Raw genomic sequence first — 12,669 nt, forward strand, 5'->3', positions numbered from 1 at the left:
TCCGATTGCACCCAATGGTTTCGCAATGATAGACAAGCTCTTCATATATGCCTCGACCCCAAGCACAGTGCATAGCTGGTCGATACGGACGCAGAATAAGACCTTCCGTTCGCTGCATAAAGCGATCGAATATGCCGGCGAGCACGTCGGTGAACTCAACGCCCTTGAGGTTTTCATCCACAACGGCGATCGACGTGAACAGATTATCTGTGGCGAAGAACTCCAGTCATTGATTATGAGAGTTTGCCACCACTAGGCCCGTGTGCTGATCGACGAAGGCTTTGCCACGACATAGAGTGTAAGCGCTGTCCTAATCCCACCTTCCGGATCATCGCTTGATCATTGATGTTCAACCTCGAAAGAGGGCTTGGACATATGTCGATTTCAGAGCTTACGCTTAAAACCAAGGATGAGCCGGTACGCCGGTTTGAGGTGTTCACGGGCAATGGCCGTCGTCGCGAATGGAGCGACGATCAGAAGGCGCAGATCATTGCGGAGAGTTGCGAGCCTGGCGTGACAGTGTGCTCTGTGGCGCGGCGTCATGGGTTGACGCCACAGCAATTGTTCACATGGCGACGGCTCGCCCGAAAGCCGCTTGATGTTCTTTCGGTGCCGGAGGAAGCACCAATGTTTGCACCAGCAGTCGTCGTGTCGCCCGAGAAGTCGGAGCCGAAGAAGGCGCGGCAAGCACGTTTGCCAAGAAGAACTTCTCCGGAGGCGGCTATTGAATTGCAGATTGATGGAGCCATGCTGCGTATTGCCTCTGGCACCGATGCCGCAACCATTGCCGCCGTCATCCAGGCGTTGAAGGCTCAATCGTGATTGGCCCGTCCGGTGCGGTAAAAGTGATGATCGCCACCAAGCCTGTCGACTTCCGCAAAGGTGCTGAAGGATTGGCGGCACTGGTAAAGGCCCAGATGGGTGCCGACCCGTTCTCGGGCACGATCTACGTGTTCCGGGCCAAACGAACGGACCGGATCAAGCTGATCTTCTGGGACGGCAGCGGTGTGTGCCTGGTCGCCAAGCGGATCGAGGATGGCGAGTTCCATTGGCCTCGAATGCAAGACGGTGCGATGCATCTGACGGCCGCCCAGCTCTCGGCTCTGTTCGAAGGATTGGACTGGAAACGCGTGCATGCGCCGAGTGAAACGCGCACGCCGATAAAGGCCGGATAACGGGCGCGACCAATTGAATCAGAGCCATTCAGCCTCTCGTTCCGAGCTGCAAAATATGCTGTTCTCGCTCCATGACGATGACGGCAGACGAGCTTCCGGATGACCTGAACGCGCTGAAAGCGATGGTGCTTTCGCGTGAGGCGGAGAATGCCCGCCTGCGGCAGATCATCAAGGAATTACAGCGTTACCGCTTTGGTCGACGGGCAGAGACGCTTCCCGAGGACCAGCTTCTGCTTGGGCTTGAAGAAGCCGAACAGATCGAGGCTGCCGGGCTGGAAGAGAAGGAACAGGGCTCGACTGCTCTGCGCCAGGCGCAGGTCCCCAAACGGCGTACCAACCGGGGTTCACTGCCAGCGCATCTGCCGCGCGTCGAGATCGTGGTCGATATCGATGACCATGCCTGCCCCTGCTGCCGCAACGACCTGCATCGGATCGGCGAGGATGTCAGCGAGAAGCTCGATCTTGTGCCCGCCCAATTCCGGGTGCTTGTGCTGCGCCGCCCAAAGTATGCCTGCCGGGCCTGTGAAGAAGTCGTTGTCCAGGCTCCGGCCCCGGCAAGGCTGATCGAAGGCGGCATCCCGACAGAGGCAACCGTCGCCCAGGTGCTGGTCTCTAAATATGCTGACCACCTGCCGCTGTATCGCCAGGCGCAAATCTACAAGCGTCAGGGCATCGACCTCGACCGTTCGACGCTCGCCGACTGGGTCGGTCGCGCCGCCTGGCATCTACGCCCGGTCCATCAGCGGCTGCTTGATCATCTGAAGTCATCGTCCAAGCTCTTCGCCGACGAGACGACAGCCCCGGTGCTCGATCCGGGACGTGGCAAAACCAAGACCGGCCAGCTTTGGGCTTATGCACGAGATGACCGGTCGTGGCAGGGCGAAAACCCGCCCGGTGTCGCCTATGTCTATGCGCCAGATCGCAAAGGCGAACGACCGATGGCCCATCTCGACGGCTTCGTCGGCATCCTGCAGGTAGACGGCTACAGTGGATATCGCCCGCTCGCGGCAAAGAACACCGTGTCGCTGGCCTTCTGCTGGTCCCACGTTCGACGCCGCTTCTATGAGCTGGCTGCGGCCGGTCCGGCACCCATCGCCAGCGAGGCGCTGCGACGCATCGCCGAACTTTACAGGATCGAAGAAGAGATACGTGGCCGGACCCACGAGGAGCGTCGTGTCGCCCGTCAGGAAAAAAGTCGTCCGATCACCGACAGCCTCGCTCCCTGGCTGCGTGAGCAACTCGGCTACATCAGCCAGAAGACAAAACTTGCCGAAGCAATCCGCTATGCCTTGTCACGCTGGGACGGCTTGACCCGCTGCATCGACGATGGCCGGATCGAGATCGATTCCAACGTCGTCGAACGGTCAATCAGGCCAATTGCCCTCAATCGCAAGAATGCGCTATTTGCCGGTTCTGACGCCGGGGCCGAACACTGGGCGACCATCGCCTCGCTCATCGAGACTGCCTTATGCCGCGAGCGGCATAAGGCAGCTTATGCCGACCGGCGAACTATGCCGATTAATCAACTTTTTTCCAACGTTTCCGGCACCATAGGGGTCGCCTTGTCAGCATAGCTTAGGGTCTCTCCGTCGCAATTGTTGCGAAGGAGAGGACACATGAACGCAACTGACTATTTGAATCGCAGCGCCCTATACCGGAAGCTGGTCTACGGTCCGTATCGGGAGTTTGCGGGCGTTTACGCCGCCAAAATGTCGAACGAAGGTTGGGGGCGGCAATGCACGTGGCGCTCGCTGAGCCTGTTTCGGGATCTGATGGACTGACATGTTGGCAATGGACATGCTCCGCAGGATTTGAACGAGGTTCACGTCGACCGCTTTCTTGAGCATCGTTTCAAACACTGGAAGCCCGACTCGGGCGATCGATCGGCGCTCCGCCGCTTGCTTTTGGCGTTACGGGAGAAAGGCTTAATACCAGCCGCGCTTCCGATTCAGCGCAGTGAGCACGAGATGATCGTCGATGTATTCGGGCAATATCTCTCGACTGAGAGAGGGCTCGCCGCCGCGACAGTGGGGAGCCACAAGCTTCTGTCGCTTCGATTTCTCCGGGAGGTGTGTCCTTTCGGAGCAGACGAGTTTGCAGCGCTCACCCCGGAGATCGTTATCGGTTATGTCGAGCGACATGCGCTCGACGGTTCCGCCGACAGTGGCAAAGCCATGTGCAGGGTTGTGCGTGCTTTCCTGCGCTATTTGCATCTGAAGGGCTTCATCTCGACGGCGCTCGCTGACTGTGTGCCGTCCATCCGCCGCTGGCGACTTGCCGGCCTTCCAACATTCCTGCCGCCCGAGAAAGTCCAGAAGGCTCTCGATGCCTGCGATCGGACGACGGCAATGGGTCGTAGGGACTATGCGGTTCTGATGATCCTCGCCAAGCTCGGTTTGCGCGCCAGCGAAGTGGCCACCCTCAATCTTGACGATATCGACTGGCAGTCGGGCACGACCTCGTATACGGAAAGGGACGACGACAAGCGACTATGCCGCTGCGTCACGACGTCGGAACAGCGATCGTCGCTTATATCCGGCATGGGCGCCCAGCTTCGGCATGTCGGCGAGTCTTCTTGCGAACACTTGCGCCGCATGTGGGCTTTGCCTCCGGCTGCGCCATCACGATGATCGCGAAGCAGGCACTTGAACGGGCAGGCATTGACGGCTATGCGCATCACGGTGCCCATCTTTTCCGCCACAGCCTTGCGACCGACCTTTTGCGGTCGGGCGCCAGCTTTGCCGAGATCGGCCAACTGCTCCGCCACCGAAGCATCGACAGTACAAGAATCTACGCAAAGCTCGATATTGAGAAGCTGCGTGAACTGAGCCTACCCTGGCCGGGAGGTGTCCAATGAGCCGGCTTCGCACCGCGCTTGAGCGCTACATCGGCATGCGCCAAGGGCTGGGATACAAATATGACGGTCCGGCAAAACGATTGTCGGAGTTCGTCGCTTTCACGGAAGCCCGCGGCGCCGAGACCATCACGGCGGACCTGGCAATGGAGTGGGTCACCTCGATGGGCCGGCAGCCGAGTTGGTCAATCCGACTGGCCGATGTGCGCTGCTTTGCCCAGCACCTGACTCATTTCGATCCTTTGACGGAAGTGCCACCGAGCGACGCCGTGGCGCCGGCACGGCGGACAAAACCCTACATCTATAGTGAGGTCGAGATTCACGCACTTCTGGCGGCAGCACTGTCGTTGCCGCCGGCCAACGCCCTGCGGCGCTGGACATATCACTGCCTGTTCGGGCTGATAGCGGTCGCCGGACTGCGCCATTCCGAAGCGCTCAGCCTGCTCCGGGCCGATGTCGATCTCGACCAGGGCGTCCTCACCATCCGAGAGCCAAGGTTTGGCAAGTCACGGCTGGTGCCGCTGCATGCCACGAAAATTGCTGTCCTTTCAGGCTATGCCGCCCGACGCGATGCACACCTTGGTACGCCGCGCAGTCCCTATTTCTTCGTCGCCGAACAGGGCGGCAGATTGCTGCATCAATACGTGCACCGCGTGTTCTGGCGATTATCCCGACAAATCGGATTACGGCAGGAGGGGAATCGCGATGGCCCACGGATTCATGATCTTCGTCACCGTTTCGCCGTCCAGACCCTGATCAACTGGCATCGCGCTGGCGAAGATGTGGAACGCGAACTGCCGGTTCTCTCGACCTTTCTCGGCCATACCAATGTTCGCGACACCTACTGGTACCTGTCCGCCGTGCCGGAACTGATGAACCATGCGGTCCGGCGATTGGATAAGCGTTGGGAGGCTCGGTCATGAGACGCACCAACGACCTGGCCGTACTGATCGAGCGGTGGTTCACAGATCGGCTCATGAAGCATCGAGGTGTAAGTTCCAACACCATTGCCTCCTATCGCGACACATTTAGGCTCCTGTTTGCGTTCGCACAGACCCGCCTTGGGAGGTCCCCATCTCAGTTAACACTGCGGGATTTGGACGCCCCTTTCATCGGTGCATTCCTGGAGGACCTTGAGACGAAGAGATCCGCCTCGGTGAGGACCCAGAATCTCCGCCTCACAGCCATCCGATCCTTCTTCCGGTATGCAGCGTTCGAGGAGCCGGCACATAGCGCCCATATTCAGCGAGTGCTCGCGCTCCCCAGCAAGCGATGTGACAAGCGGCAGCTTCAGTTTCTAACCAGGCCGGAGATTGAAGCGATCCTGGACTGCACGGATCGAAGCACGTGGCTGGGACGCCGCGACTACACTCTGCTGTTGTTGGCCGCGCAAACCGGACTTCGGGTCTCGGAGATTGTCGACCTGGACCGAGACTCCGTAATGCTCGGCCAGGGCGCGCATGTGCGATGCGTTGGCAAGGGCCGCAAAGAGCGATGTACGCCGCTCACAAAGGTTGCACAGCAAGCGCTTCGTCACTGGCTCAAGGAGCCCAGAAAGCGAAGCGCAACGGCGCTCTTTCCGAACATGCACGGTGGCAAGCTTAGCGCCGATGGCGTGCAGGCACTGCTGAACAAATATGTTGCAAAAACGCGCGAGCACTGCGTCTCCCTTCGGTCGAAGCGGGTGTCGCCTCATGTCTTGCGGCACTCCACCGCCATGGAACTGCTACAGGCGGGCGTCGATTGCTCTGTCATTGCCCTGTGGCTGGGCCATGAGGCGATGGAAACGACGCTGACCTATCTTCATGCACATCTTGAACTGAAGGAATCCGCCCTCGCAAAGCTGAAGCCGTACGAACGCGCCAAGGCCGAGCGATTTCGACCAAGCGACCGGCTTCTGGAATTCCTGAACACCCTCTGAGCATGAGAACTATGCCGAGTGCCAAACAACGGCGACCCGCCAAACTGACTGGGAACGCACGGTTTGCCGTCCCTGTCAGAAGAGGCACTCGGCATAGTTCGCCGGTCGGCATAAACTGCCAAGCTCAACGATGTCGAGCCACTGGCCTATCTCTCAGACGTCCTCACCAAGATCGTCAACAATCATCCAAATAGCCAGATCGACGACCTGCTGCCGTGGGCCTATGCCGCAAAGCACGATCTCAAAGCCGTGGCCTGAAAACAGCGCTTACCATAGAGTCCTAAGCAGCGGGAATGAATGGTGTGACTGATAAAAAAATATACCCGGGGAACAATTGGCTCCCCCGATCGTAGGGAGTCGGGCCGTGCAGAGATTTTGTTTGGCAGCCACCCTACACTTCAACGTGCGGCCCACCGCAACCCAAACTAGCCCCGTCCTACCTAAGGCGGGGCTTTTTTTCTGGCAGTGCAAATCCCAATTGATCTTCAGCCAGTCCTTAACGCTGAGACAGCTCCGTCGCTCATGTAGGCGACAATGCCGCCGACGGCCGCTTGGACGGCGAAGAAGAACGGCGTTCTGCTGGCCTAGACAGAGGGGTCGGCGACAGCCCTCTCCCAAACGTCCAATGTGGCATACGCAATCTTCATCGGCCGGGCTTTCGCATTCGAGGCCGGCTGGCTATGCCATCATGTCTTCCTGAAGGATGAGATCTGAGCGTAAGAGATGGAACAAACAGAGGGCAAGTTCCATGAATACCCGTTACGCCAATGACACTGAAAATAGCGGGGTCGACGGTTCTATCCCTTCTGCGTCTGGCACTGAAGGTGATGACTGCGGCAAGTTGATCGGATCATCCGGATCCTTGCAGCGAGGCTATGTCTTGGCAGAGCATCCTTGAAAATTTCTTCAGTCCATTTTGCTTTAGCGCGTCTATGAAACGTTCAACCGTCGGCGTTGTCTTGCGCAAATTAAGCCTCGCACGTTTGACACTGGCGATCAGCGCGTCGGGAAACGCAGCATGGAGCTCGGTCAGGAAATCATCCGGCGATTGGCTGGTCACGCGGTTAGGGCGGAGGTCTTGCGCTGGGAAATCTTTCAGGTTCCAGGTTACGATGATGGAGGCTTTCCCGGCGACGGCGGCTGCGAGCACATGCCGATCGCCAGAATCAGGTAGCTCGAGATCCGCGACCAAATAGGCACAGTTTGCAACGTCCGCCTCCTATAGCGCGGCAATCAGGATGAGACGCCGTATTGCCTCACCCAAGAATGTTCCCAGAGAATAATGCCGTTGCCTCACTCGGATGTTCTCGAATGCCTCACGCGTTGTTACGCTCGTGTCCCCGCACTTGGTGCAAGGTGACGGAGGTAGCGAAGCCGCTCGCGAGCGCGCCCTCAATAGCGCTGTAGCGAGCGGGCGGCTTCGCGGGCGGTCATCATGTTTTCCGCGGATTGTCGAAGGCCAACCTGGCGGTGAGAGCCTCACTGCACGACCTCTACGATTTGCGTCTGCCGCGCGGCATCGGCGAATGGCCCGAACACCAGTGCATTGGCCTGTGTACTGCGCCAGATCTTCATTCGACGCTGCACGGTCCGAATGAGGCCGTCGGGATACACGCCGGGGTATTTGACCTGCAAGCGTTCAAGCAACTCTCGCGAAGTTCGCCAAGGCTCCGCCTCAAACCATTCCTCGAGTTCGGCAGTGACGGCGAGTAGAGGATCGGGCCTCCGCCGCTCTCGCTTGGCCGCTGGCTTGGAGCGGGCAGTCGGTTTCACTTCACCACCACGCCAAGCAATCCGTAAGCCAGACAGAAAGTCTTCGAGCGGTAATGCCTCGCCGTCGGTGGCAGGCGAACCATCAGGCTTGTCAGCAATTTCGACCAATCTCTCTTGTGCCAGGCGTATGTCGCGGAGCAGCCGAACCGGATCGAGCGTCAGGTACATCGCCTTGAGCCGAAGGCATGTATCCTCCGGCGTGCGTGCGTCGTCAAGCAGCCGCTGATAGGGCGTGGCGGGACGATGATAGCGCTTGATCACCTTGGCTCCGTCACGGTGCTTTTCTTTCAGCTTGAATGATGGCTGAAAGAAATTCACGAACAACCGCATTGAGGAATAAAGCTTGGCCAGCTCCCGTGTGGCTCGGAGCCCCTCGAAGCGTCGGTAACCAACGATCTTGCGCACGATCGCGCCATTCTTCTGCTCGACAAATGCCTGGTCGTTCTTTCGGTAGGGGCGGCAACGGGTGAGTTCGATATTATCGCGCAAGCAATACTCATGAACGCTCTCGTTCATGAACACACTGTCGTTGTCGGTGTCGAAGCCCAGCAGCGGGAACGGCAGCAACTTGCGCAGTTCGGCCAACGCAGTGATCAGTACCGTTTGCTCGCGAACCAGCAGCGGCGCGCATTCCGTCCAGCCCGTGGCTATATCGGTCAACACCAGCGTTTGCGAAAAGGCACCCCTCGCGTAGGGGCCGGAATGAGAAACGAGATCAGCCTCGACAAAGCCGGGTGCGGGGTCATCCCAATCCGAGAAGGTTCGAACGGGAACACTACGCCGAATCGCTGTTGATCCTTTCCGGCGCCGCGGACCCGTGGCACTTGCTTTAATCTCCTTGAGGACCCGATCGATCGTCGCTGGGCTCATCGTCAAGAGTTGCCGGCGCGTCTCGCTGTTCATATCGCCGTGTCCATGACGTTCCATCGCTTCGATCAGTGTTGGCAACAGGGGGTGTAGTCGCTTGCCGCAAATTCGATCCGACGCCTCCCAAACAACGACGAGCGCTGCCCGCACGTCATCGCCGTAAACCCGGCGCCCTGGCCGAGGACCACCCTTCGCCGGTTCGCGTTCTCCTCGCAGCAGTCGCATCGCATGCTTGCGATGAAAGCCCGTGAGCGCCACGAACTCGTCTAACATCCTCGCCTTCTCGGCCCGCCCGCCTAACACATAGCGACAACTGATCGCCGCCACCAATTCCGCACGTGTCGCCATGCTTACCTTCCTCATCACAGCTCCCGAGGTTGATTCGTCGGGAGCAATTTAGATGAGGCAATAACCCATTCTCAGGGAGCAGTTCAGGCGAGGCAATGCGCCTGCTGATGGCCGCCAAGCGACGCCTACCGCTTCGTCAAGACAAAATCGCCGACTAAAAAACTTAAATTCATGGAATAGACTGATGAGCGATCAACGTCACCACTGGATCAGCAAAAGAGCTTACGCGATCTGGGAAGAACAGGGCCGCCCGCACGGTCGTGATGACGATCACTGGCGTCAAGCGGTTGCCGAACGCAACGCGCTTGAACGCACACAGGCCTCCGTTGATGGCTGCGAGGTGCTGGTGAAGTTCCGCCTGAAGCCGCAGCGCCCGAAAATTCCGCGCCAACTGGGTCAACGCATCGATAAGGTCGGCTGAATCCCAGCCCCGGCGGTCCGAGCATGATGCCCCCTGCGATGACCTCTTGGACGAAGTCGAACGACGCCCACGTCAGTCTGCCTTGCTCGTAGCTGCCCTGCGTTGGACCAAGGCGGACGGTTCTGTGAAGCGCCTCGGTGCGACGGCGACGGGTTCTCTTAGAACTACTTATTCTGTTTTCACAGCTCGCTGGAATCATGTGATGTTTGCCGTGTCAATGCAGACCGGGGCAGCCGTGGACGATGTTCATATCCGCATATCTTTGTCTTGATGGCCATCCGCGCCATGGTCGGAACCAACGGAAGGGCATGCCGGACTGGGTGGCGAAAGCGGATGTCAGAAGGGAGCGACGGTTCATCAAGTCTCCCTCGTTAACGTGACCATGAACCTCTTCGGCGGCCGAAATTTCCAGGCACGATTCATCGCGATTGTTGGCATTGGAACATCCTGTCGCTGGGAGGGTTAGATTGCCAGTTGCCAGAAGGAGCAATAATCATGGGAATGAACAAGCCGAAGGATGGTGCCCCCGGCACCACGGACCAATCTCCGCGGTGGGAAGGCCCACAGGAAAACACGCCGCCAGGATATCTGCCCGCAAAGGACGATCCTGATCGCGTCGAAGACGCTAACGGAGAGACCAATGCCGATCCTGAGGTTAAAAAAATCTCCGACGGGCTGAAGCAGAAGGGCGAGTGAGATGACCGACGTCGAAAAGGATGCCAAAGGTCAATTTGCCAAATCGGTTGCCAACCGAAAAGCCACGGGCGTGAGTAGCGCCAAGCCGACCGTTATCACTGGCTCGGAAGATGCGACGGAACACAAGACGCCGCCAGGAAAGAAGCCGGTCAAGGAGTGGGATCCGAACTATGATCCGGGCGACATGAACGAAGGCCGGATGCGATAGATGGAGCTCGCCAAGCGAATGACAATACATGAATCGAGATCCCACTCGAACTGATTAGCGAGTACGCAAACAGGGAAGGATCGCGACGGGCAGGTGACGCGAAATGGTGGACATCTGCTCAAAGGACATTCTGGTGATAACCGACGGAAAATTGTTGGCGCACCGCAATCCTAGCCACGCGTCTCCAGCGGGAACTTTGGGGCCGTCAGCAAGTTTTGTTGCCCCAGGAGAGCGAACATGCCGAAAGACACGAAAAAGACGTTTCCAATACCGTCGATTTTATCTGGCAAAACTGAACCGCAATTAGATCTAGAGAAGGTCGACCTGAGCCGAGAGGGCGCTCAAGGAGAAGCCGTGATATCAAAGGGGCGCGCGACGTCCAGTGTAACACTCGTTCGCAGAGAAAAGGGGCAAATGAAGGGCCATTGAACTCGCCTGCGCGTGTGGATGTCTCAGCGGCGTTGTCAGAAAGCAAGCTTCGTAAAGATATTCCGGCTGAGGAGAGCCGACGATGATTAGTATGGGACGCCACCGCTTCCTATAAGCGATTGGCAGCAAGAACGGCATCTCGACTCTCGGACGCGAACGCGTCATCCTTAAGCGGAAGCTCAGCAAACTGAAGGCGACCATGATCACGCCACTCGGGCGAGGCCGGGTTTGGGATAATCTCGGCTACGGCCTCAATCACGGGAGCCTTCAAGACGGCGACCGGTTGTGGGGCATCCTGTCGCTCGTTTTCTTCGTCCCGATCTTGACGCACGGCTGATCGTGTTGCCACCGGTCCGTTGGCTGGACCGGCAGCCCGACCGGGAGAGGGACTGAACCCTCTTACTTGTATCAGGCGAAGACGCCGAGCATGTACAGCCCGACGATCGGAAGGTCGATGGCGAGCTCAATGTAGATCGGTACGGGTATTCGCCGCCTAGGCGGTTGTTGGCCTGTGCCACGTCATCACCCCTCTTCCCTCGACAGCCGCCACGGCACGGTCACAACAGTGAGCCTGAGACCGCCAAACTTAAGAAGCTGCTTTCTAAGATGGCCGGCTCGGTTCATGTGAAGTATCGTCTGTGACCACCGCCTCCTTAACCGTTTCAGGAATAAGAACCGCCACGTGACGCTCAGGCGCATCCGCATCAAGCTTCTCGATCAAGCGCAGGAGGTCATAGGTGGACTCCACCACGACTTTCTCCAGGCCCGCGCCGCCGACCGCCTCGGCGATGCAGGTGGCCGTCCTCGCACACCTCGACCGGACGCATCTTCGGCTCGTCGAGGAAAGCTTCGTCTGCATCCTCCGCCGGAACCACCCGGAAGCCGACACGCCACTCACGCTGGACTCGTTTTTCTAGATGTCGCACCTGCTGGTTTCGCCAGAAAATGAGCGTTTCGGGCTGGTGGATGCCGCGCTCGGGAAGATGGGGTTACGCGGGCGTCTCGCCCTGACATTGCCGCACATGTACACCGCGCCGCCTCTCATCGCGTCGTCGGATCTGATCGCAACGCTGATGAACGGCGTCGTCGATGCGTCCGGACGTTCCGGACAGCTTCGCATTCCGGAGCCGCCGCTGGAACTCGGTACATTAAAGTTCCACATGTCATGGCACCGGCGCAACGATGTCCATCCCAGCAGTGCTGGCTACGCGAGGTTACCGGGTAGATCTTCCGCGGCATTTGACGATCTACGGCGATTAGGACCAGATTTGTTCTCCCGACCAAGCAGAGGCAGCAGGGCAATACCCAGGACAGATTGAACGCTTTGGCAGCCGTGATGGGGGACGGACAAAGCCCTGTCGAGGTGAACCGTATCGTCGTTGCCGCTGCCTCCCCCTGTGGTTCCACCCGGACGTTGGAGCGGAGATCCCCAAGATACAAAGCATGTCCACAGGGCGGAAAAGGCTACTGCCTCCGCTGACTATCTGGATGCTGTCCCATTTCCGGGGCTGGGGATTCCTGCCAATGCGGCATGCACAAGAGAGAACGCTAACGTCGCCTATCCAGCCTGCCGGCATGGTTTCCGTTCAGCGAGGAACCATGTCTTATCGGTTGAGTTTACCAGGACACTCAAGATCCTGGAAAACACTGCTCATCTCTGCGGTATCGCTGTGTCTCTCACTCCTCGGAGGAGCGGCGGTCGCGCAGACGACGACGGTCGTCGTCCCTGGCGAGGTCAAGACCTATGTCGAAAAACAGGACACGCCATCCGTCACCTTTGAAGGTGACGTCGCTGTCGGTACGGCGCTTCCAGACACGGTCGAAATCAACACAATCCCCGATCAACCTGATTACGGTTATGTGGTCGTCAACAAAAAACGTGTGCTCGTCAATCCGAAGACCCGCACCGTGATTGAGGTCATCAAATAAGTTTGAAAGCATCGCGGGCCTTCGTCTAAGGTCCGCGATTTTTCTATC

At 58.5% G+C, this 12,669-nt stretch carries 17 protein-coding genes and 2 pseudogenes; 17 read left to right on the plus strand and 2 right to left on the minus strand.

All coding sequences use genetic code 11. From position 1 onward, the window contains the following. Window positions 1-375: 375 nt before the first annotated feature. From tnpA to CO657_RS36180, 9 genes and pseudogenes are all read left to right on the plus strand, one after another. Window positions 376-822, plus strand: a complete 447-nt coding sequence (tnpA, locus tag CO657_RS36150; protein WP_054185635.1) for an IS66-like element accessory protein TnpA — start codon at window positions 376-378, stop codon at window positions 820-822. After that, entirely contained in the window at window positions 819-1,175 is a 357-nt protein-coding gene (tnpB, locus tag CO657_RS36155) for an IS66 family insertion sequence element accessory protein TnpB (RefSeq protein ID WP_054185615.1), read from the plus strand. Before tnpA ends, tnpB begins: the two co-directional genes overlap by 4 nt. A 71-nt stretch (window positions 1,176-1,246) precedes the next feature. Continuing rightward, window positions 1,247-2,698, plus strand: a pseudogene (gene tnpC, locus CO657_RS36160) (IS66 family transposase); the annotation flags it as partial. 93 nt (window positions 2,699-2,791) lie between these two features. Further along, a complete protein-coding gene (locus CO657_RS37865) occupies window positions 2,792-2,956 on the plus strand; it encodes a hypothetical protein (protein WP_245293040.1) in 165 nt (54 codons plus the stop codon). A gap of 30 nt (window positions 2,957-2,986) precedes the next feature. Continuing rightward, window positions 2,987-3,805: a tyrosine-type recombinase/integrase gene (locus tag CO657_RS38180; protein ID WP_342585736.1), complete on the plus strand. Its 819-nt coding sequence runs from the start codon at window positions 2,987-2,989 to the stop codon at window positions 3,803-3,805. Further along, entirely contained in the window at window positions 3,697-4,032 is a 336-nt protein-coding gene (locus CO657_RS37870; protein WP_245484612.1) for a tyrosine-type recombinase/integrase, read from the plus strand. Before CO657_RS38180 ends, CO657_RS37870 begins: the two co-directional genes overlap by 109 nt. Next, window positions 4,029-4,952 carry a tyrosine-type recombinase/integrase gene (locus CO657_RS36170; RefSeq protein WP_054185617.1) on the plus strand — a complete coding sequence of 308 codons (924 nt, stop codon included), beginning with the start codon at window positions 4,029-4,031 and terminating at the stop codon, window positions 4,950-4,952. Before CO657_RS37870 ends, CO657_RS36170 begins: the two co-directional genes overlap by 4 nt. After that, window positions 4,949-5,950 (plus strand): tyrosine-type recombinase/integrase, encoded by a 1,002-nt coding sequence (locus CO657_RS36175; RefSeq protein WP_054185618.1) that lies wholly within the window; start codon window positions 4,949-4,951, stop codon window positions 5,948-5,950. Before CO657_RS36170 ends, CO657_RS36175 begins: the two co-directional genes overlap by 4 nt. Before the next feature lie 114 nt (window positions 5,951-6,064). Beyond that, window positions 6,065-6,208: pseudogene (locus CO657_RS36180) on the plus strand (transposase domain-containing protein); the annotation flags it as partial. Window positions 6,209-6,800: 592 nt separating this feature from the next. On the opposite strand, the gene CO657_RS36185 reads toward CO657_RS36180, so the two are convergent. Continuing rightward, window positions 6,801-7,100 carry a VapC50 family PIN domain-containing toxin gene (locus CO657_RS36185; RefSeq protein ID WP_128715656.1) on the minus strand — a complete coding sequence of 100 codons (300 nt, stop codon included), beginning with the start codon at window positions 7,098-7,100 and terminating at the stop codon, window positions 6,801-6,803. 329 nt (window positions 7,101-7,429) lie between these two features. Next, window positions 7,430-8,953 (minus strand): ISNCY family transposase, encoded by a 1,524-nt coding sequence (locus tag CO657_RS36190; protein ID WP_054185620.1) that lies wholly within the window; start codon window positions 8,951-8,953, stop codon window positions 7,430-7,432. 169 nt (window positions 8,954-9,122) lie between these two features. Here CO657_RS36190 and CO657_RS36195 point away from each other — a divergent pair, with 169 nt between their 5' ends. From CO657_RS36195 to CO657_RS36225, 8 genes are all read left to right on the plus strand, one after another. Continuing rightward, window positions 9,123-9,359: a DUF2934 domain-containing protein gene (locus CO657_RS36195; RefSeq protein ID WP_054185621.1), complete on the plus strand. Its 237-nt coding sequence runs from the start codon at window positions 9,123-9,125 to the stop codon at window positions 9,357-9,359. 495 nt (window positions 9,360-9,854) lie between these two features. Then, window positions 9,855-10,055, plus strand: a complete 201-nt coding sequence (locus CO657_RS36200) for a hypothetical protein (RefSeq protein ID WP_054185622.1) — start codon at window positions 9,855-9,857, stop codon at window positions 10,053-10,055. A gap of 1 nt (window position 10,056) precedes the next feature. Further along, window positions 10,057-10,263: a hypothetical protein gene (locus CO657_RS36205; protein WP_054185623.1), complete on the plus strand. Its 207-nt coding sequence runs from the start codon at window positions 10,057-10,059 to the stop codon at window positions 10,261-10,263. A gap of 237 nt (window positions 10,264-10,500) precedes the next feature. Next, complete coding sequence (locus CO657_RS36210; protein WP_128715657.1) at window positions 10,501-10,692, plus strand: hypothetical protein; 192 nt, start codon at window positions 10,501-10,503, stop codon at window positions 10,690-10,692. Between the two features lie 199 nt (window positions 10,693-10,891). Continuing rightward, window positions 10,892-11,029 (plus strand): hypothetical protein, encoded by a 138-nt coding sequence (locus CO657_RS37045; protein WP_156339801.1) that lies wholly within the window; start codon window positions 10,892-10,894, stop codon window positions 11,027-11,029. 400 nt (window positions 11,030-11,429) lie between these two features. Then, window positions 11,430-11,609, plus strand: a complete 180-nt coding sequence (locus tag CO657_RS37050; protein ID WP_054185625.1) for a hypothetical protein — start codon at window positions 11,430-11,432, stop codon at window positions 11,607-11,609. Beyond that, window positions 11,610-12,011 carry a type 2 periplasmic-binding domain-containing protein gene (locus tag CO657_RS37175; protein ID WP_208766487.1) on the plus strand — a complete coding sequence of 134 codons (402 nt, stop codon included), beginning with the start codon at window positions 11,610-11,612 and terminating at the stop codon, window positions 12,009-12,011. A 280-nt stretch (window positions 12,012-12,291) separates the two neighbouring features. After that, window positions 12,292-12,621, plus strand: a complete 330-nt coding sequence (locus CO657_RS36225; protein ID WP_082366364.1) for a DUF1236 domain-containing protein — start codon at window positions 12,292-12,294, stop codon at window positions 12,619-12,621. The last annotated feature ends 48 nt before the right edge of the window (window positions 12,622-12,669 follow it).

The organism is Rhizobium acidisoli (assembly GCF_002531755.2).
GTDB lineage: Bacteria > Pseudomonadota > Alphaproteobacteria > Rhizobiales > Rhizobiaceae > Rhizobium > Rhizobium acidisoli.